The organism is Monashia sp. NPDC004114 (assembly GCF_053603855.1).
Genome location: NZ_JBSGGK010000003.1, coordinates 299,170 through 318,148, shown reverse-complemented (window position 1 = coordinate 318,148; position 18,979 = coordinate 299,170). Strand labels below are relative to the sequence as shown.

General features: G+C 70.8%; 16 protein-coding genes. 10 read left to right on the top strand and 6 right to left on the bottom strand.

The features are described from left to right. Positions 1-23: 23 nt before the first annotated feature. Entirely contained in the window at positions 24-2,021 is a 1,998-nt protein-coding gene (locus ACWEOW_RS06315) for an alpha/beta-hydrolase family protein (protein ID WP_452268319.1), read from the bottom strand. 191 nt (positions 2,022-2,212) lie between these two features. Between ACWEOW_RS06315 and ACWEOW_RS06310 the strand changes: the two genes are divergently transcribed. Next, the gene (locus ACWEOW_RS06310; RefSeq protein ID WP_452268318.1) at positions 2,213-3,232 is read left to right on the top strand and encodes an LLM class flavin-dependent oxidoreductase; all 1,020 of its coding nucleotides are present in this window, start codon (positions 2,213-2,215) and stop codon (positions 3,230-3,232) included. Positions 3,233-3,340: 108 nt separating this feature from the next. Here the strand turns inward: ACWEOW_RS06310 and ACWEOW_RS06305 are convergent, their stop codons facing one another. Continuing rightward, on the bottom strand, positions 3,341-3,865 hold the full coding sequence (locus tag ACWEOW_RS06305) for an SRPBCC family protein (RefSeq protein WP_452268317.1): 525 nt from the start codon (positions 3,863-3,865) through the stop codon (positions 3,341-3,343). Between the two features lie 16 nt (positions 3,866-3,881). Between ACWEOW_RS06305 and ACWEOW_RS06300 the strand changes: the two genes are divergently transcribed. From ACWEOW_RS06300 to ACWEOW_RS06285, 4 genes are read left to right on the top strand one after another with little or no spacing between them, the layout of a single operon-like run. After that, positions 3,882-4,847 carry an ABC transporter ATP-binding protein gene (locus ACWEOW_RS06300; protein WP_452268316.1) on the top strand — a complete coding sequence of 322 codons (966 nt, stop codon included), beginning with the start codon at positions 3,882-3,884 and terminating at the stop codon, positions 4,845-4,847. Next, positions 4,844-5,590, top strand: coding sequence for an ABC transporter permease (locus tag ACWEOW_RS06295; RefSeq protein WP_452268315.1), 747 nt, complete (start codon positions 4,844-4,846; stop codon positions 5,588-5,590). The genes ACWEOW_RS06300 and ACWEOW_RS06295 overlap by 4 nt, the downstream gene beginning before the upstream one ends. After that, complete coding sequence (locus tag ACWEOW_RS06290) at positions 5,587-6,735, top strand: sensor histidine kinase (protein WP_452268314.1); 1,149 nt, start codon at positions 5,587-5,589, stop codon at positions 6,733-6,735. The genes ACWEOW_RS06295 and ACWEOW_RS06290 overlap by 4 nt, the downstream gene beginning before the upstream one ends. Beyond that, entirely contained in the window at positions 6,732-7,346 is a 615-nt protein-coding gene (locus ACWEOW_RS06285; RefSeq protein ID WP_452268313.1) for a response regulator, read from the top strand. The genes ACWEOW_RS06290 and ACWEOW_RS06285 overlap by 4 nt, the downstream gene beginning before the upstream one ends. Positions 7,347-7,349: 3 nt before the next feature. Here the strand turns inward: ACWEOW_RS06285 and ACWEOW_RS06280 are convergent, their stop codons facing one another. The 3 genes from ACWEOW_RS06280 to ACWEOW_RS06270 are packed head-to-tail and all read right to left on the bottom strand — an operon-like array spanning position 7,350 to position 13,668. Then, a complete protein-coding gene (locus ACWEOW_RS06280) occupies positions 7,350-8,378 on the bottom strand; it encodes a dihydroorotate dehydrogenase-like protein (protein ID WP_452268312.1) in 1,029 nt (342 codons plus the stop codon). After that, on the bottom strand, positions 8,375-12,022 hold the full coding sequence (gene nifJ, locus ACWEOW_RS06275; RefSeq protein ID WP_452268311.1) for a pyruvate:ferredoxin (flavodoxin) oxidoreductase: 3,648 nt from the start codon (positions 12,020-12,022) through the stop codon (positions 8,375-8,377). The genes ACWEOW_RS06280 and nifJ overlap by 4 nt, the downstream gene beginning before the upstream one ends. Further along, positions 12,019-13,668, bottom strand: coding sequence for an NAD(P)-binding protein (locus tag ACWEOW_RS06270; protein ID WP_452268310.1), 1,650 nt, complete (start codon positions 13,666-13,668; stop codon positions 12,019-12,021). The genes nifJ and ACWEOW_RS06270 overlap by 4 nt, the downstream gene beginning before the upstream one ends. A gap of 215 nt (positions 13,669-13,883) precedes the next feature. Here ACWEOW_RS06270 and ACWEOW_RS06265 point away from each other — a divergent pair, with 215 nt between their 5' ends. Both ACWEOW_RS06265 and ACWEOW_RS06260 read left to right on the top strand, forming a co-directional pair. Continuing rightward, positions 13,884-14,273 carry a DUF805 domain-containing protein gene (locus ACWEOW_RS06265; RefSeq protein WP_452268309.1) on the top strand — a complete coding sequence of 130 codons (390 nt, stop codon included), beginning with the start codon at positions 13,884-13,886 and terminating at the stop codon, positions 14,271-14,273. Between the two features lie 164 nt (positions 14,274-14,437). Continuing rightward, on the top strand, positions 14,438-14,833 hold the full coding sequence (locus tag ACWEOW_RS06260) for a YciI family protein (RefSeq protein ID WP_452268308.1): 396 nt from the start codon (positions 14,438-14,440) through the stop codon (positions 14,831-14,833). A gap of 85 nt (positions 14,834-14,918) precedes the next feature. Here ACWEOW_RS06260 and ACWEOW_RS06255 read toward each other — a convergent pair whose 3' ends face one another. After that, the gene (locus tag ACWEOW_RS06255; protein WP_452268307.1) at positions 14,919-15,524 is read right to left on the bottom strand and encodes an HdeD family acid-resistance protein; all 606 of its coding nucleotides are present in this window, start codon (positions 15,522-15,524) and stop codon (positions 14,919-14,921) included. A 132-nt stretch (positions 15,525-15,656) separates the two neighbouring features. On the opposite strand from ACWEOW_RS06255, the gene ACWEOW_RS06250 reads away from it, so the two are divergent. The 3 genes from ACWEOW_RS06250 to ACWEOW_RS06240 are packed head-to-tail and all read left to right on the top strand — an operon-like array spanning position 15,657 to position 18,956. After that, on the top strand, positions 15,657-16,880 hold the full coding sequence (locus tag ACWEOW_RS06250) for an ATP-grasp domain-containing protein (protein ID WP_452268306.1): 1,224 nt from the start codon (positions 15,657-15,659) through the stop codon (positions 16,878-16,880). Between the two features lie 4 nt (positions 16,881-16,884). After that, the gene (locus tag ACWEOW_RS06245) at positions 16,885-17,808 is read left to right on the top strand and encodes a hypothetical protein (RefSeq protein WP_452268305.1); all 924 of its coding nucleotides are present in this window, start codon (positions 16,885-16,887) and stop codon (positions 17,806-17,808) included. Further along, a complete protein-coding gene (locus ACWEOW_RS06240; protein ID WP_452268304.1) occupies positions 17,805-18,956 on the top strand; it encodes an alpha/beta hydrolase-fold protein in 1,152 nt (383 codons plus the stop codon). The genes ACWEOW_RS06245 and ACWEOW_RS06240 overlap by 4 nt, the downstream gene beginning before the upstream one ends. The last annotated feature ends 23 nt before the right edge of the window (positions 18,957-18,979 follow it).

The window sequence follows — 18,979 nt, the reverse complement described above, 5'->3', positions numbered from 1 at the left end:
ACTAGCGGCTGGTCCGGACGGGGTCAGTCCTTGAAGATCTGCTCCCTCGCCGTCTCGCGCTGCTCCAGCGCCTGCTCGATCCGGGTGAGCTGCTCCTCGGTCGCCGGCAGGTCGAACACCGCTGAGATGAACCGCGGCAGCTCCGGCCGATAGTCGTGCGCCCAGGCCTTGTAGGCGCCGGGGAGCTGTGCGTTCTTCATGTCGACAAGCGTCTGGAAGAAGGTCGTGACCGGCCTCCAGCGCAGCCGGGGCGAGATCCCGCGAGGGCTGGCGCCGGGCACCGGCTCGGGCAGCGGCCGGCCGGGCGCGAGCCACGCGGGCCTGCTGCTGAGCAGGTCCAGCCCGAACCGCGCGACCCCGTCGTTGTCGTGCGTCAGCATGACGTAGCGCAACCTCGCCCGCGCCTGCTCCGACATCGCGGCGAGCTGCTCGTAGTCGTTGACGACCGACACCAGCGAGGGGTCGACATCCGGCCGAGGCGCCCCGGTGACCTGGTGCATCCAGCCAGAGCCGTAGGGCGTACCGATCCAGAGGGCACGATCGAGGCCGAGTGCCTGCGGGCCGAGCGTGCCCCAGTGCAGCAGGACGTCCTGGCTCGTGTGGGCGCCGAGGCTCTCGCCGAAGAGCACGATCCGCGGCCCCGTGCCGTTGAGCTCGCGCAGCCGGGCGCTCAGCCGCAGCCACAGAAGGCGGTTCTGCTCACGCGCCTGCTTGACCTTCATGAGTGACAAGGGCGAGGGCCGCTTGGAGTACTGCATCGTCACCATCGCGATGTCGCCCCGCGCGAGATAGGTCGCGGCCCCGCTGGCGCAGTAGTTGACGTAGCCGCTCCCGGTCGGCGAGATGAGCATGAGCACGGACCGGTCCCAGGCGCCGGTCCGGTCGAGCTCGGCGATCGCGAGCTCGACCCGCTCACCCGCCGTCGGTGCGCTGTCGAGACCGACGTACACCTGCACCGGCTCGGCGACGGCCGGCTCACCCATGACCGCGGGGATGGAGAAGTCGCCGTAGCTGCCGGGACGGTCCACCGGGGGCCTGGTGCGCACGGACAGCAGCGCGTGGCGCCGACCTTCCCGGCCCAGCGTGGACCAGGGCACCAGGCTCTCGCCTGACCCGCTGACCGCCGGCTCGACCCAGTGCTTGCCGCCTTCGGGGTCGTCGAAGAACGGGTCGACGTCGGACGCCCCGGCCTCGACCTTGGTCATCGCTCGCTGCCAGAGCAGGTTGACCCCGGCGACCACGCCCGTCAGGCAGAGGGCGTGTCCGGATAGGCGGTAGAGCGCAGGCGGTCCCGGAAGCCGTTGTGACAGAACCTCGCCCGCCTGTTCAGCGAGCCACATCTCCCCGTATGCCGCTCCGGTGAGTCCGCCCGCCAGCACCACTCCCAGCGCGGCCGAGCGGACGGTGCTCACCTCTTCCTGGTCCTGCTCGCCGGCCGGGAGGTCCCGGACGTCGCGAACCTGCCGGCGCAGGACCGCCCCACCGACGGCGAGGCCCACGGGTATCGCGACCGGGATCCGGGCAAGGCGGCCGTTGGCGTCGACGGCATCGTCGACCGCGATGAGGCCGGCCCGGGCGGTGCCCAGCACAGCCCCGCCGATCCCGGTGGCCATGAGCCGCCAGCCGACCTGACGGATCCCGCCCCGGAGCATCGCCTCGTTGGGGCGTCGCGACACGAACCGCCAGAGGCCGTAGCCGACCGGGACCGCGACCAGGTCGAGGGCCAGGGTGGCCAGGGCCTGCTTGCGCGCCAGGTCGCGTCCGGGCAGGGCCGGGGCCACGAGGGCGGCGACGGCGGCCAGGGCGTCCTGCGTCGCGGTGGAGAAGCCGTAGTTCAGCGTCGTCGTCAGGCCTGTGATGATCGCCTGGTCCCTCGTCGACCGGGGCACGAGCGAGGGCTCGAACGTGCCGGGCGCCGACGCGCTCGCCATGACCAGGCCGGTCTGGGCCGCGGTAGCCAGGGGCTCTGACCAGCCCGTCTCCGTGATGGCCTGGCTCACGATCTCTTCGAACGTCCGCATGTTGGGCTCCCGCAGACATGCCACGGGCTCCGACAGCTCCGTGGCGCGTCCTCACGGTAACCGGATCGGGCCCGGCATCGGTGGGACCTCGGGTATTTCACACCATCCGGGTGAGCCGCCCAGGCCTGCGGCGCTTCCCCATGCGCGCGGGCCTGTGGAAGCGTTGGGAGCCTCGCAACGTTGGAGGGCATGTGAAGAAGATCGGGTTCCTGTCGTTCGGGCACTGGACGCCGTCGCCGCAGTCGCAGACGCGCTCCGCGTCGGACGCGTTGCTCCAGTCCATCGACCTCGCCGTGGCCGCCGAGGAGCTCGGCGCCGACGGCGCCTACTTCCGGGTGCATCACTTCGCGCGCCAGCTCGCGTCACCGTTCCCCCTGCTGGCGGCCGTCGGCGCCCGCACCAGCCAGATCGAGATCGGCACGGGCGTGATCGACATGCGCTACGAGAACCCGCTCTACATGGCGGAGGACGCGGGCGCCGCGGACCTCATCGCAGGCGGCCGGCTCCAGCTCGGCATCAGTCGCGGGTCACCCGAGCAGGTCATCGACGGGTTCCGCTACTTCGGCCACATCCCGGCCGAGGGCTCGGACCATGCGGCGATGGCGCGGGAGCACACGCAGGTGCTTCTCGACCTGCTGCGCGGCGAGGGCTTCGCCGAGCCGAACCCTCGGCCGATGTTCCCGAACCCGCCCGGCCTGCTCCGCCTCGAGCCGTTCTCACCCGGCCTTCGGGACCGGATCTGGTGGGGTGCCGGGTCGCGCGCGACCGCCGAGTGGACGGCCGAGCAGGGCATGAACCTCATGAGCTCCACCCTGCTCACCGAGGACACCGGCGTGCCGTTCCACCAGCTGCAGGCCGAGCAGATCCAGCGCTTCCGCGACGCGTGGACGGCGGCCGGCCACGAGCGCGAGCCGCGGGTGTCGGTGAGCCGGAGCGTGTTCCCCATCGTCAGCGACCTCGACCGCGCGTACTTCGGCCGCGAGTCGGCCAGCCAGGACCAGGTCGGCTACCTCGACGGGGGCCTCGCGCGGTTCGGCAAGTCGTATGCCGGTGAGCCGGACGAGCTGGTCCGTTCCCTGGCCGAGGACGAGGCCATCGCCGCTGCCGACACCCTGCTGCTGACCGTGCCGAACCAGCTCGGCGTCGACTACAACGCGCACGTCATCGAGTCGGTCCTCACGCAGGTGGCCCCGGCGCTCGGCTGGCGCTAGCAGACCTCGGCAACACACCGAGCAGTCGCAGACTTCGATGGTTATTACCGTCGAAGCTTGCGGTTGTTCGGTGTGTTGCGGGTCGGGGGCTCGGGTCGGCGCGCACGGTCACGAGTCCCGGGCCAGGAGGCGGCGGAGGGCAGCGGCATACGCCTGCTCGGCGACGCGGGCCACGAGGGGCTCGAGGAGCGTCGGGATGCGCCACACCGTGATCTCCTGGCGCCACTCGACCCGCGACCCCGCGGCCACGGGTGAGACGCGCAGCACGATGGACCCGCGGATCACTTTGCCCTCCTTGCGGATCCGGGCCACCCCGGGACTGCTATCCCGCGGTGCAGTGATCTCGTCAACCGTCATCGCGTCGTCGAACCCGACCGGCCCCACAGCCGTCCGCGCCACGAACTGCGACCCTGCGGTCAGGGAGTCCGCCGACAGGGCGCTCCCGCGCACGGTCGTGAGCGGGATGACCCGGGAGTGCATCCGCAGGTCGAGGACGCGCCGCCACGCGTCCGCGGCAGCGAGGTCCGACTCGAGGACGACGCAGAACTGCGACATGATCCCGAGCATGCATCGCGCCGTGACACCTGTCACGCAGATCTCGTGACCTACGCCCGGGGCGGGGGGTTGCGCCACGATGCACAGTTGAGCCATGAACAGGGAAACCCCCGCCATCGAGCTCCACGAGCTTGTCAAGACCTTCGCCCCGCAACGCGGCTCGCACGACGCCAAGGTCCGCGCCGTGGACGGCATCGACCTGACCATCGAGCCCGGCGAGGTCGTCGCCTTCCTTGGCCCCAACGGGGCCGGCAAGACGACGACCCTCGACATGGTGCTCGGGCTGACGGAGCCGACGAGCGGCACGGTCCGCGTCTACGGCAACGGCGCCCGCGCCGCCGTCGTCGCCGGCCAGGTCTCCGCCGTCCTGCAGACCGGTGGGCTTCTGCGTGACCTCACCGTTCGCGAGACGGTCGTCATGATCGCCTCCACGTATGCCGTCCACTCCCCGGTCGACGACGTCATCGCCCGCGCCGGGCTGAGCGCGCTCGCCAACCGCCGCGTGTCCAAGTGCTCAGGCGGTGAGCAGCAGCGCCTCCGTTTCGCGCTCGCCCTGCTGCCCGACCCGCGCCTGCTCATCCTCGACGAGCCGACGGCCGGGATGGACGTCAGCGCCCGCCGCGACTTCTGGGACACGATGCACCAGGACGCCAGCGCCGGACGGACCGTGGTCTTCGCCACTCACTACCTCGAGGAAGCCGACGCCTTCGCCGACCGGATCGTCCTCATCGCCGGCGGCAGGATCGTCGCCGACGGGACCACCGCCGAGATCAAGGCCCGCGCGAGCGGGCGGACCGTCTCGGCCACCCTGCCGGTCCTCGGTGCGACCGTGGCGATGGAGAAGCTCCGCGCCTGCGAGGGCGTGCGGAGCATCGAGGAGCGCGGCGCCCGCGTCGTCGTCTCCGCCGTCGACTCCGACTCCGTCGCCCGCCTGCTGCTCAACGAGCTCGGCGGCACCGACCTCGAGATCGTCACGGCCGGGCTCGAGGAGGCCTTCATGGCCCTCACCGGCGCCGACGACGACACTCTCTACGACACCACTGAGGAGCTCGTGCGATGAACGCCACCTTCACCCTGCTCGAGATGCGCCGCATCACTCGCGACTACGCCGGCATGTTCTTCACGGCCGTGCTGCCGGCCTTCTTCTACCTCATCTTCGGCTCCACCGTCGCAGCCAAGGGCGAGACGATCGGCAACGGCAACGTCGCGATGTACGTGATGATCAGCATGGCGGCCTACGGTGCCGTCACCGCGACGACGAGCATCGGTGGCAACGCCGCCGTCGAGCGGGTTCAGGGCTGGGGTCGCCAGCTCGGACTCACGCCGCTCGCCGACGGGTCCTACATCGCGATGAAGGCCCTCATCGCCATGACCGTTGCCGCGGTGCCGGTCCTGCTGACCTACTTCCTCGGCGCGGTCACCGGGGCGCAGGGCTCGGCCTCGGCGTGGGCGCTGAGTGCCGTCCTGGTGCTCGCCGGCTCGTCGGTCTTCGCCCTCTACGGCCTGCTCATCGGCACCGCCTTCCGCTCCGAGGCCGCCGTGGGCGCCGCCGCAGGCACGCTCGTGATCTTCGCCTTCCTCGGCAACCTCTTCATCCCGCTGTCGGGCGCGCTGCTGACGTTCGCGAAGTTCACCCCGCTCTACGGGTATGCCGCCCTGGCCCGCTACCCGCTCACCGAGGGCTACCTGCCCGACGGGACGAAGGACCCGCTGTGGCTCCCGATCGCCAACGTCCTCGCCTACGTCGTCATCTTCGGGGTGCTCGCGACCGTGCTCGTCCGTCGCGGCCGGGAGCGTCAGTGAGCCAGACGCAGGGTCGCGAGGTCCATGGCACGCAGGATGCCACGGGCCTCGCGACGCGCCATGGCGTGCCCGACCGCAACCCGTGGGAGCGCTACAGCTGGATCATCCAGTCGGTCTGGCTGGTCTTCCTGGTCTTCCCCGTTATCGCGCTCCTCGACACCGACCTGGCGGCCTGGCAGAAGGCTGTCGGGTTCACCCTCATCGTCGCCTTCGGGCTCCTCTACTCGCTCGGTGCACAGCACCTCCAGCGACTCGAGAAGCGCTGCGTCCCGCGCTACGGGCGGGGGGCGGTCTATGTCGGCGGCCTCATCGCCTGCACGCTCGCGTCGATACCGCTCCTCGGCGTCGGGGCCCTCAGCTTCCTGCCGTTCGTCGTGTCTTTCGGGATGTTCGCCCTGCCGTTGTTCTGGGCCTTCACCGTGGGTGGCCTCTGCATCCTCTCGGCCCTGTTCTGCGCGATCTTCGTGGAGCTCGACGAGGGCACGTGGGTGGTCGCGGTGATCGTCTTCGCCGTCAGTGCGATGACCGCGGTGATCCGGCTCGCAACCGACCGGGGCGAGCAGTACGAGGCCATGTCCCGTGAGCTGGCGCTCGTGGCCGAGCGGGAGCGGGTTGCCCGAGACGTCCACGACGTGCTCGGCCACTCGCTCACCGTCGTCACGGTCAAGGCCGAGCTCGCCGAGCGCCTGGTCGACCTGGACCCGGACCGGGCCAAGGAGGAGCTGGTGGAGATCCAGGCACTCAGCAGGCAGGCACTCGCCGAGATCAGGGCCACTGTCGGCGGCCTGCGCGCGGCCCGGCTCGACGACGAGCTGGCTTCTGCGACAATGGCGCTCGCAGGTGCTGGCATCGAGGCGCACGTGCCCGACGACCCGACGGCCGTGGACCCACGGCACCGCATCGTGCTGGCCTGGGTGCTGCGCGAGGCCACGACCAACGTGATCCGCCACAGCGACGCCGACGAGTGCTGGGTCGAGCTCGACTCGAACCGCCTGACCGTCCGCGACGACGGCCGCGGCGTCGAGGGCCGCCCCGAGGGCAACGGCATACGCGGGCTTCGTGAGAGGGTCGAGGCCGCCGGTGGTCTCCTCACCATCGCCACCGGCCCGGAGGGCCACGGGACCGTGCTGGAGGTGACGCTGTGAGCGACACGATCAGGGTGCTGCTCGCCGACGACCAGGCGCTGGTGCGCGGGGCGCTGGCGGCGCTGCTCGCACTGGAGTCCGACCTCGAGGTCGTCGCCGAGGTGGGGCGTGGCGACGAGGTCGTCGCTCGGGCGCGCGAGTCACGCGCGGACGTCTGCCTGCTCGACATCGAGATGCCCGGGCTGGACGGCATCGCCGCCGCCGCTGCGGTGCGCGACTCGCTGCCCGGGGTGCGCAGTCTCATCGTCACGACGTTCGGCCGACCCGGATACCTCCGGCGCGCACTGGAGGCGGGCGCGTCAGGGTTCGTCGTCAAGGACACGCCGGCGCGACAGCTGGCCGATGCCGTGCGCAAGGTCCACGCCGGGCTGCGGGTCGTCGACCCGTCGCTGGCCACCGAGTCGCTCGTCGAAGGCGCCAACCCGCTCACCGAGCGGGAGCGCGAGGTCCTGCTCGTGGCCCTGCAGGGCGGCACCGTTGCCAGCATCGCCACCGTCGTGCACCTGTCTCCCGGCACGGTCCGCAACCATCTCAGCTCCGCGATCGGCAAGACCGGGACCTCGACCCGCGCCGAGGCCGCACGCGTCGCGCAGAACCGCGGCTGGCTCTGACGGTCAGTCCCAGTGCAGGCCAGCGGCGGCCCACATCGCACGTCCGCGGCGGAGGGCCGCGACGTAGCCGGCTCGCTCGTAGGCCGCCGTGTCGGTCTCGCTGGGGACGGCCAGCCGGCCGCGGATGTCGTCGAGGGACGTGAGGCGATGGGTCCGCATCCACAGGTCAAGCCCTTCCAGCAGCACCGTGGTGCGGTGGATCCCGTGCCGCATCAACGCCGACGCCGTCATGACGACGTCCGCCCCGGCGAGCAGGTAGGCGGCGACGTCCCGGCTTGTCTCCACCCCGGTCGTGGCGCCGATGGACCCAGCCACGTGGCCGCGGAGGATGGCGATCCACGCGCGTGGCATCCGGGCCTCGATCGGGGACGACAGGGCGACACCGGGCTCGACGGTCAACCGCTCGGCGTCGACGTCCGGGTGGAGGAACCGGTTGAACAGGACGAGGCCGTCCGCGCCGGCCCGGTCCAGCCGGAGGGCCATCTCGCCGACGGAGCTGAACCACGGGCTGAGCTTCACGGCGACGGGGATGTCGACGCTCTCCTTGACCGCCTCGACGATCTCGACATGCCGGTCCTCGACGGCTCTGCCCGACGTGTGTGGGTCGGTCGGCTCGGGGTGGATGTTGAGCTCGACCGCCGCGGCGCCGCACTCCTGCATGGCCCGCGCATACCGGACCCAGCCGCCGCGGGAGCTGCCGTTCAGGCTCGCCATCACGGGGACGTCGACCGCGGCCACAGCTCGCTCGAGGTGCATGAGGTAGCGCTTGGCTCGGGCCGGCTCGTCCGACGCCAGTGTGGGGAAGTACGAGCTGGCCTCGCCTGCGCGGTGGTCGGTCCCTTCGACGAGATGCAGGTCACGAAGCTCCTGCTGGTGGATCTCCTCCTCGAAGAGGGACGGCAGCACCACGGCGCCGATCCCGGCGTCCGCGAGAGAGCGCACGCCGTCGAGGTGGGCCGTGAGAGGCGAGGCGCTCGCGACGAGCGGGTTGCGCAAGGTCAGGCCGAGGTAGCGGGTCGTGTAGTCGGTCATGGCTCTCCTCCTGGTGAGGCCGGGACGGACACCGCGTGGGGGCGGATCTCGCGCGGTGAGGTCCTGCGCCCGTCCCGGCGCGCATCGGCGGCGAACCGGCTTGGTCCACGCGTGGCCATCTCCTCGTAGGTCGTCCAGCGCTGGTCGACGGCCTCCTGCGCGAGGGCCAGCAGACGGTCGGCCTCGTCGGGATCGGCGTCACGGAGCATCCGGTAGCGCAGCTCGGTGTAGGCGTAGTCGGCGAGCGGGATGCGTGGTCGCGGCGAGTCGAGCTGGAACGGGTTGAGGCCATCCGCACGTCCCGCCGGGTCGTAGCGCAGGAGCGGCCAGTGTCCGGAGGCGACGGCAAGGTACTGCTGGTCGAGTCCGCGTCGCATCTCGATCCCGTGGGCGATGCAGTGGCTGTAGGCGATGATGAGGGACGGGCCGGCATACGCCTCCGCCTCGCGAAACGCCGTCAGCGTCTGGTGGGGATCGGCGCCCATCGCGACTCGGGCCACGTAGACGTTCCCGTAGGCGATCGCCTGCAGGGCAAGGTCCTTCTTGGCCATGGACTTGCCGCCGGCGGCGAACTTCGCGACGGCCGCGAGCGGTGTCGCCTTCGAGGCCTGGCCACCGGTGTTCGAGTAGACCTCAGTGTCGAGCACGAGCACGTTGACGTCTCGGCCGGACGCGAGCACGTGGTCGAGCCCGCCGGCTCCGATGTCGTAGGCCCAGCCGTCCCCGCCGACGATCCAGATGCTGCGGCGCAGCAGGTGGTCGGCGACGCTGCGCAGGTCGTCCGCCGCCGGGCCGGTGAGGCCCGCCAGCCGCCGGTCGAGCTCGTCCAGCCGCTCGCGCTGCGCCGCGAGCTCGAACTCGCGCACCTGGTCCGCGCCGAGCAGCGCGTCCGCAAGCTCGGACCCGACCGCGTCGCGCAGCTGCTCCAGCCGCTCCCGCGCCAGCCTCGTGTGGAGGTCGGCGGCGAGCCGGAGGCCGAGCCCGAACTCCGCGTTGTCCTCGAAGAGCGAGTTGGACCAGGCGGGGCCACGGCCGGCCGCGTTCTTGGCCCAGGGAGTGGTCGGCAGGTTGCCGCCATAGATCGACGAGCAGCCCGTCGCGTTCGCGACCGTCGCCCGGTCGCCGAAGAGCTGCGTCAGCAGCTTGAGGTACGGCGTCTCGCCGCACCCGGCGCACGCACCGGAGAACTCGAAGAGCGGCTCGAGGAACTGCGTGCCCCGGACCGTCCCGAAGTCGACCCGGGAGCGGTCCGTGTCGGGGAGGCTCTCGAAGAAGTCGACGTTGCGAGACTCCCGCTCGACCACGGTGTCGAGCGGCACGAGATTGACGGCCTTGCGGGCCGGCGCACCGATGGGCGCGAGGACCTCGACGGGACAGGCCTCGACGCAGAGGCCACAGCCGGTGCAGTCCTCGGCGTAGACCTGCAGCGTGTACCTCGTGTCCGGCAGACCGGCCGCGTTGAGAGGGGCCGAGCGGAAGCCGGTCGGGGCACTCTCGAGCTCGGACTCGGGGTAGTACTTCGCGCGCAGGACGCTGTGCGGGCAGACGAACGCGCAGGTGCCGCACTGGATGCAGGCGTCCGGGTCCCAGTCCGCCACGACGTCCGAGATCCGCCGCTTCTCGTATGCCGCTGTGCCGCTGGGGTAGGTGCCGTCCACAGGCAGGGCGCTGACCGGAATGGTGTCGCCCGCGCCCGCCATCATCGGTCCGGTCACCGATCGCACGAACTCCGGTGCGCCGGCCGGCACGAGGGGGCGGGGCCGGCGGAGGGTCGTCGGGGCGGCCGGCACCGGGACCTCGTGGATCGCGGCGATGGTCGCGTCGACGGCGTCCTCGTTGCGCCTGACGACCTCGGAGCCACGACGGCTGTAGGTCTTGCGAACCGCGGTCTTGACCCGCTCGATCGCGACGTCGTGAGGCAGGACGCCCGAGATCGCGAAGAAGCAGGTCTGGAGCACGGTGTTGGTCCGGCCCGGCAGGCCCGACTCCCGTGCGACCCGGTCGGCGTCGATGGCGAAGAGCCGCAGCCGCTTCGCGATGACCTCGTCCTGCACCGGTCGCGGCAGCGCGTCCCAGATGGCTCCAGGTTCCTGGGGGGCGTTGAGCAGCACCGTGGCGCCGGGCCGGGCGCACCCCAGCACGTCGACCTTCTCGAGGATGCCGAGGTCGTGGCAGCCGACGAAGCCGGCTCCGGTGACGAGGTAGGGCGCCCGGATCTCGTGGGGGCCGAAGCGCAGGTGCGAGACGGTGAGGCCCCCTGACTTCTTCGAGTCGTAGACGAAGTAGCCCTGGGCATGGATGTCGGGGTTCTCGCCGAGGATCTTGATGGTGTTCTTGTTCGCGCCGACCGTGCCGTCCGAGCCGATGCCGAAGAAGACGGCACGTGTCGTGTCGGGGTCCTCGAGGTCGAGGTCCTGCCGCCACGGCAGGCTCGTCCCGCCGACGTCGTCGACGATGCCGACCGTGAAGCGTCGCCGCGGCTGTGGCCGGGACAGCTCGTCGAAGACACCGATCGCCATTGCAGGCGTGAACTCCTTGGAGGACAAGCCGAACCGGCCACCCGTCACCTGTGGGACACGGTCGACAGCCCCCTGCTGGTGTGCTTCGGCGAGCGCGCTGGCGACGTCGAGGAAGAGCGGCTCGCCGTGGGAGCCCGGCTCCTTGGTGCGGTCGAGCACGGCGACCCGCTCGACGGTGCGCGGGAGGGCCGCGAGGAGCTGGGCTGCGGGGAACGGCCGGTAGAGACGCACCTGCACCATGCCGACTCGCTGGCCCCGCGTGATGAGGTGGTCCACGGCGGTCCGCAGGGTCTGCGAGGCCGATCCCATGACGACGACGACGCGGTCGGCGGCCGGGTGGCCCGCATACGAGACGAGGTCCAGGCGGCGGCCGGTGAGGAGCGCGAGCTCGTCCATGGCCTCCTGGACGATGTCGGGCGTCGCAGCATAGAAGGGGTTGACGGTCTCGCGTGCCTGGAAGTAGACGTCGGGGTTCTGTGCCGTGCCCCGGACGAACGGCCGCTCGGGCGAGAGCGAACGCAGCCGGTGCGCGCGGACGAGCTCCTCCGGTACCAGGGCGCGCAGCGTGTCGTCGTCGAGCAGCTCGACCGTGTTGAGCTCGTGCGACGTGCGGAAGCCGTCGAAGAAGTGCAGGAACGGAACTCGGCTGCGCAGCGTCGCGGCGTGGGCCACCGCTGCGAGGTCGTGTGCCTCCTGCACCGACCCCGACGCGAGCAGGGCGAAGCCGGTCTGGCGTACAGCCATGACGTCGGAGTGGTCGCCGAAGATCGACAGGCCTTGCGCGGCAATGGATCTCGCCGCGACGTGGAACACCGTGGAAGTGAGCTCACCGGCGATCTTGTACATGTTCGGGATCATGAGCAGCAGGCCCTGCGACGCGGTGAAGGTCGTGCTCAGTGCGCCGCCCTGGAGCGCGCCGTGGATCGCTCCGGCGGCGCCGCCCTCGCTCTGCATCTCGACGACCGTCGGCACCGTGCCCCAGATGTTCTGCCGAGCGTGGGTCGACCACTCGTCAGCCAGCTCGGCCATGAGTGAGGACGGCGTGATCGGGTAGATCGCGCAGAGCTCGGACAGGCGGTAGGCGACGTCGACCGCGGCCTGGTTGCCGTCGATGGTGGTCCTCATGCGACACCTCCGGGAGCCGGCTCGGTGACCATCTCGATCGCGTGGACCGGGCACTGGCGAGCGCATGCGCTGCACCCGGTGCACGTGTCGTAGTCGAAGCGGTATCGCTGGCCAGGGCCGAGCTTGACGACGGCGCCCTCGGGGCACGCGCCGAGGCACCCGTCGCACTCGAAGCAGTTGCCGCACGACAGGCATCGGCCGGCCTCGTAGGTCGCCTCGTGGGACGTGAGCCCGGCCCGCACCTCGTCGAAGGAGAAGACCCGGCTGGCGGGCTCGAGCTCGACCTGTTCGCGACGGTCGTTGGCACCGAAGTACCAGAGGTTGAGCAGGTCGAAGTCGGCGCGAGGGTGCTTCGGCGCGGAGTCGAGCGCCTGGCCGCGCAGCCACGCGTCGATGCTTCGCGCGGCGCGCTTCCCATGCCCTACGGCGACCGTCACGGTGCGCTGGCTCGGCACGGCGTCGCCGCCGGCGAAGATGCCTGGTGCCCCGCTCATGAGCGTCAGCTTGTCGACCTGGACCGTGTCGTCGCGGACGTCGACGCCGGGGATGTCCTGCACGAGCCCGGTGTCGCTGTCCTGTCCCAGCGCGAGGATGACGGTGTCTGCCTCGAGAGTCTCGAACTGTCCGGTGCCGTGGGGTCTTCCGTGCTCGTCGAGCTCCTGGACCTCGACCGTGAGGTCGTCAGCACCCATGGCGGAGATGGTTCGCAGCCAGCTGATGCGGATCCCCTCGTCCTCGGCCTCGCGGGCCTCCTCCTCGTGCGCCGGCATCTGCTCGCGGGTGCGCCGGTACACGATGACCGTGTCCTCGGCGCCGAGGCGCCGGGCCACCCGCGCGGCGTCCATCGCGGTATTCCCACCGCCGTACACGGCGACCCGGCCTGCGATGCTCGACCGCTCTCCGGTCTCCACACCGCGCAGGAACGACAGCGCGTCGAGGACCCGGCCGGTGTCCTGGTTCGGGATGTCCACCCGCTTGGACAGGTGCGCGCCGACGGCGACGAACGCGGCGTCGAAGCCACCTTCGCGGCGCTCCCGCTCGAGATCGTGGACTCGGTGCCCCTGCTCGAACGTCACCCCGAGGCGGCGGATCCGGTCGATCTCCGCATCGAGCACCTCGCGTGGGAGCCGGTACGCCGGGATGCCGTAGCGCATCATGCCGCCTGGTAGGTCGGCCGCGTCACGCACGGTCACGTCGTGGCCGAGCCTCCTCAGGTGATATGCCGCTGACAGCCCGCTCGGTCCGCTCCCGACGACGAGCACGGAGCGGCCCGAGCTGATGAGAGGCGGTGTGAAGGACCACTCCTGCTCGATCGCCAGGTCCCCGAGGAAGCGCTCGACGGCGTGGATCGACACCGGCTCGTCGAGTCTCGTTCTGTTGCAAGCCGACTCGCACGGGTGATAGCACACTCGTCCGTGGATCGCCGGGAGCGGGTTGTCCGCAGTCAGGGTGCGCCAGGCGGCCTCGGTGCGGCCGGCCTTGAGGTCGGCGAGCCAGGCCTGGATGTTCTCGCCCGCAGGGCACCCGGCGTTGCACGGGGGCAGCAGGTCGACATAGACGGGTCGCCGCACCCGGACCGGCCCGGAGCGGAGCCGGCCCTGCCCGAGCGGGGCCGGCGGGGTGAGGTCACGCTGCGTTCCGGACACCTGCGGCTCCTGAAGACGGCCTCGGTGGCCGAGGCTGGGTTGCTCGTCTCCTAAATACTACGGCGCGTAGTAGATGCACGGTCAGTGTTTCCGGTCACCACCGGCCGCGCATCGTGTCTGAATTGTGGCCTCGAACCGAGGACACCGCGGCTCCGCGAGCAATAGATTCCGCGCGGCGCGGACCACGCGCACTACCTAACACACGGAGTCATCACATGGACTGGTACCTCAAGGTGCTCAAGAGCTACTCGACCTTCTCGGGTCGTGCGCGTCGCACCGAGTACTGGATGTTCACGCTGATCAACGTCATCATCGCGGCCGTCATCTATGGCATCGGCGCAGCCTTCAACGGCGGCGCGATCGGCTCGCTCTTCACGGTTCTCTACTGGGCGTATGCCGTCGTCGTCTTCGTCCCGGGCCTGGCGGTCACGTTCCGCCGTCTTCACGACACCGACCGCAGCGCGTGGTGGTGGCTCATCGCCCTTGTCCCGTTCGTCGGCGGGATCGTCCTCCTCGTGTTCCTCGCGACCGCCGGCACGACCGGCGACAACCGGTTCGGCGGCGACCCGAAGGCCGTCGAGGCCGGCACCCCCGCGGTGGCCTGAGTCCGTCTGCTCGCCCGGCACCGCCCACCCCGAGTGGGCGGTGCCGCGCCGCGTCTGCCCGTCTTTCGAAGATCGAACCGAACCCGGTGTCGAGCCGGGCTCCCGCGGCTCGACGTGGTGGTGAAGGCTGGGACCGACCCGGCCACGACCCGAAGGAGCCACACATGCGTTACCTGCTGATCCACAAGCTCGACGAGTCCCTGCCCGAGGCCTGGAACCCGAGCCCCGAGTTCATCGAGGCGATGGGCGCGTTCATGGGCGAGGTCGCCTCGTCGGGGGTTCTGCTCGCGGCCGAGGGCGTGCACAAGAGCGACGAGGGCGCCATCGTCCGCAAGGCCGCTGGCGGGCTGTCCGTCACCGACGGCCCGTTCAGCGAGGCCCGTGAGGTCATCGGCGGGTTCGCGCTCATCAACGTGGAGAACAAGGACCAGGCGCTCGACCTCGCCAAGCGCTTCGCCGACATGTTCAGCGAGGTCTCCGTCGAGGTCCGCCGCGTCTTCGAGGAGGAAGACCTCGCGGCCTACCAGGCGGAGCAGGAGCAGGCCGGCACCGCATCCTGACGACCCGGCCGTGCGCCTGGCGTCACCCCGTGCGGATCTGCCGCCGGGCCGTTGCACCAGTCGCACGGCATACCGGGCCGGAGCGTCAGGGTGTGTCGGCGAGCTTGCGCAGCTCACGGCGCGCGAGCATCGCGGTCACGACGAGGACGAGCCCGACGAGGATGAACAGGATCCCGGAGAAGCGCGTCAGGAACACGAGCGTGGACCCGGGGAAGATCGCGACGAGCAGACCGCCGACGAGCAGCACGATGCCGACGATGATCAGGTAGGTCCGCATCCCGCCCGACATCCCGGACGAGAAGCCCGCCACGAACGAGCTGATGCCCTCGGCGATCCACCCGACGGCAAGCAGGATCGCGATGATCACGAGCGAGGCGTTCGGCCGGAACAGGCAGACGATGCCGGCGATGAGAGTGATCACGCCGAGCGCGATCGTCAGCGGCTTGAGCCAGCCGGGCTGCGGCGGCAGGGCGCCCAGCGACGTGAGCCGCAGGATGCCGAGGACGATCAGCTCGATCGCGAAGAGGATCGCGACGACGAGCAGGGTGGCCTTGGGCCAGACGAGCGCGATGACGCCGATGACGATCGACACGACACCGGTGATGATCGCCGCGCGGCCGAGGGTCGAGGCGAGGACGTCCTCGTCCGACGGCGTGCCGGGCGAGGAGGAGTACGACTGAGGGGACGACATGGTGCCTCCGTGGCGGTCGTGGTGCACGGATCCGAGGAGGCCAGTGTGGACCCGCGGCCGACCATGTGGGCGCTTTCGCCACACGGCTCGCCGTTCGTGGCGCCTCACCCTGCGGACCGATAGCGTCGATCCGTGAACATCATCTTCGTGGAGCCGTCGTTCCCCGCGAACCAGCGTCGCTTCGTGCACGCCCTCGCCTCGGTCGGCGCGAACGTCTACGGGATCGGTGAGTCCGACGAGGCCCACCTCGGCGACGACATCCTCGGCGCGCTGCGCGGCTACTACCGCGTCGGGTCCGTCACCGACGTCGGCCAGATGGTCGAGGGCGTGCGTCACTTCCAGGACCGGGTGTGGGTCGACGCGCTCGAGGCCACCGTCGAGGCGCACACCATGCCTGCGGCATACGTCCGCGAGGCGACCGGCATCCCGGGCACCAGCGTGCGCACGACCTGGCTGTGCCGCGACAAGCCGTCGATGAAGGAGGCGTTGCGCCAGGCCGGCGTGCCGACGGCGGCGAGCGCGGCGGTCGACACGGCCGCGCAGGCGCGGGACTTCGCGAGGCAAGTCGGCTACCCGCTGATCCTCAAGCCCCGCAGCGGTGCCGGGGCCCAGGGGACCGTGCGGGTCGACAGCGACGAGGACCTGAGCCGTGCGCTGGCCGCCTTCGGCGCCGAGGGCGCGACGTCGATCGCGATCGAGGAGTTCGTCGAGGGCCACGAAGGCTTCTACGACACCATCACGCTCGATGGGCGCGTCGTGCACGACTGGGCCACGCACTACTACCCCAACGTCCTCGAGGCGATGCGGCACCGGTGGATCTCGCCGCAGTTCGTCACGACGAACCGCCTCGACGGCAACGACTTCTACAGCCAGGTGCGCGAGCTCGGCCGCCGCGTCATCGACGCCCTCGGCATCGAGACGTCGGCGACCCACATGGAGTGGTTCTACGGCCCGAAGGGCCTGAAGTTCAGCGAGATCGGCTGCCGCCCGCCGGGTGTCGGGGCGTGGGACCTGTACTCCGCCGCGAACGAGGTCGACGTCTACCGCGAGTGGGCGCACGTCATCACGCACCGCGCGCCGGAGCAGCCGATGAAGCGGACGTATGCCGCCGGCATCGTCGCGCTCCGTCCCGACCGTGACGGCCAGATCCAGGGCTACAGCGGCATCGACGAGATCCAGCGCCGCTACGGCGAGTGGATCATCGACGGCCACTTCCCGCCCGAGGGCCACGGCACCCAGGCGGTCGAGGCGGGCTACATGGCCAACGCGTGGGTGCGCCTGCGCCACCCGGACTACGACACCGCCCGCGCGATGCTCGACGACGTCGGCCGCACGATCCACGTGTACGCCTCCTGACCGGATGACGACGACTCTGCTTGGGCCGCAACGGTTCACAACGACGGTCGGCTCCACGGTCCGCTCGCTCGAGCTGAACGGACGGATCGCCATGATCAACGCCGGCTGGGAGGAGCGCGAGGCCGACGACGGCGAGCTGAACGGCCATCTCGACGGGCGCGGGGTGAACCTGCGCCTGCACCACCGGATGATGGACGTGCTGGCCAAGGACGACCATTTCGCCGCTGCCGCGATCAGCTTCCGCGACCGGCAGGACGAGCTGCGCGCGTTCTACGGCATACGCCTGCAGAGCGCCATCGATGCCGTCCACGCGGTCCACCACCGCACGTCCATCCACGGACTCGGGCCGGTCGCGGAGCTCGACGCCATCGAGGCGGTGCGTGAGGTCGACCGGTGGTATGCCGCCGAGCTCGCCGAGCTGTACGGCGCGGTGGGTGCCACGGCACCACGCGTCGAGAGCGGCACGATCGGCTGGCACATGGGTGAGATCGCGGCCATCCTCGGCGACTGTGTCGGTGTGGTCATCGCCGGCGGGAACGTGCGCACGCTGCTGCGGGCGATGCGCGTGTTCGACGTGACGATCCCGCCCGAGCTGCCCGTCGTGGCGTGGTCGGCCGGCGCGATGGCGCTCACCGACCAGGTCGTCCTGTTCCACGACTTCACCCCGCACGGGGTGACCGCGGCCGAGGTCCACGACACCGGCACGGGCCGCCTGCCGGGGATCATCGCGCTGCCCCACGCGAGACGGCGCCTCCAGCTGGAGGACCAGGAGCGGATGTCGGTGCTCGCACGACGCTTCCCCGACCACCGGCTGACCCTGCTCGACGACGGCGCGGTCGTGCGGTTCGCCGACGGTGCGACGGACCTGCCCGCGGGCGCGCGGGTCGTCGACCCCGACGGACGGGTGAGCGTGGTGGGTGCGCCGTGAGCCCGCCCGAGCGCCTCGCCATCAACCGGCTGCGCGAGCGGCTGCCCGTCGACGGACCGACGATCGACCGGTTCATCACGCGGTTCGGCTGCCCGGTCATCGAAGGTGAACGCGCCACGTTCCTCTACCGCGGCGATGTCGACGAGGTCCGGGTCCGGCACCGCGTCGTGGGCCTGCCCGACCCGCTGCCGATGCGCCGGCTCGGCGACTCGGACCTGTGGGCCGTGACGACGGTGCTGCCCGAGGGCTCGCGGGTGGAGTACCAGATCGAGATCCGCAAGGGGGAGCACTACGAGCGGTTCAACGACCCCCTCAACCCCCGGCTCGCACACAGCCCGCTGGGCTCGTCGTCGGTGTGTGCCGCGATCGGCTACCGCGTGCCGGAGTGGACGATGTACGACCCCGAGGCGCGGCCGGGCACGCTGGTCGAGCAGCAGGTCCGCAGCCGGGCGCTGCGCCGGGACCAGCAGGTGCAGATCTACCTGCCCGCCCGGTTCAACCGCGCGCAGCGCTACCCGCTCCTCATCGTCCACGACGGCACCGACTACCTCGAGTTCGCCGCGATGAAGACGGTGCTCGACAACCTCATCCACCGGCTCGACGTCGACCCGCTCATCGCCGTCTTCGTGCCGCCGCGCGACCGGCTCAAGGAGTACCCCAACTACGCGCCGCACGCCCGGTTCGTCGCGCGCGAGCTCCTGCCGCTCGTGACGGAGCGGCTGCCGGTGATCGACACCCCCGAGGCGCGGTGTCTGATGGGCTCGTCGTTCGGCGGCATCGCGTCCTTGTCGACGGCGGTGCGCTATCCGGGCCTGTTCGGCTCGCTCATGCTCCAGTCGGCCTCGCTCGTGTTCACGGACATCGGCTTCGACCATGGCGGCGGTCCCGCGTTCGACCCGGTCGTGAAGTTCGTCAACCGCTACCGTGAGAAGCCGACCCAGGTCGTCGACCAGATCTACATGACGTGCGGGGTGTACGAGCCGCTCATCACGCCGAACCGGTCGATGGTGCCCGTCTTCCGCCAGTCCGGGATGCGGGTGCGCTACACCGAGGCTCGAGACGGACACAACTGGGAGAACTGGCGAGACCGGCTCGGCGACGGCCTCTCCTGGCTCTTCCCCGGACCACAGAAGTTCGTCTACGAATGATGTGCGCGCAAGGAGGCAGGGAC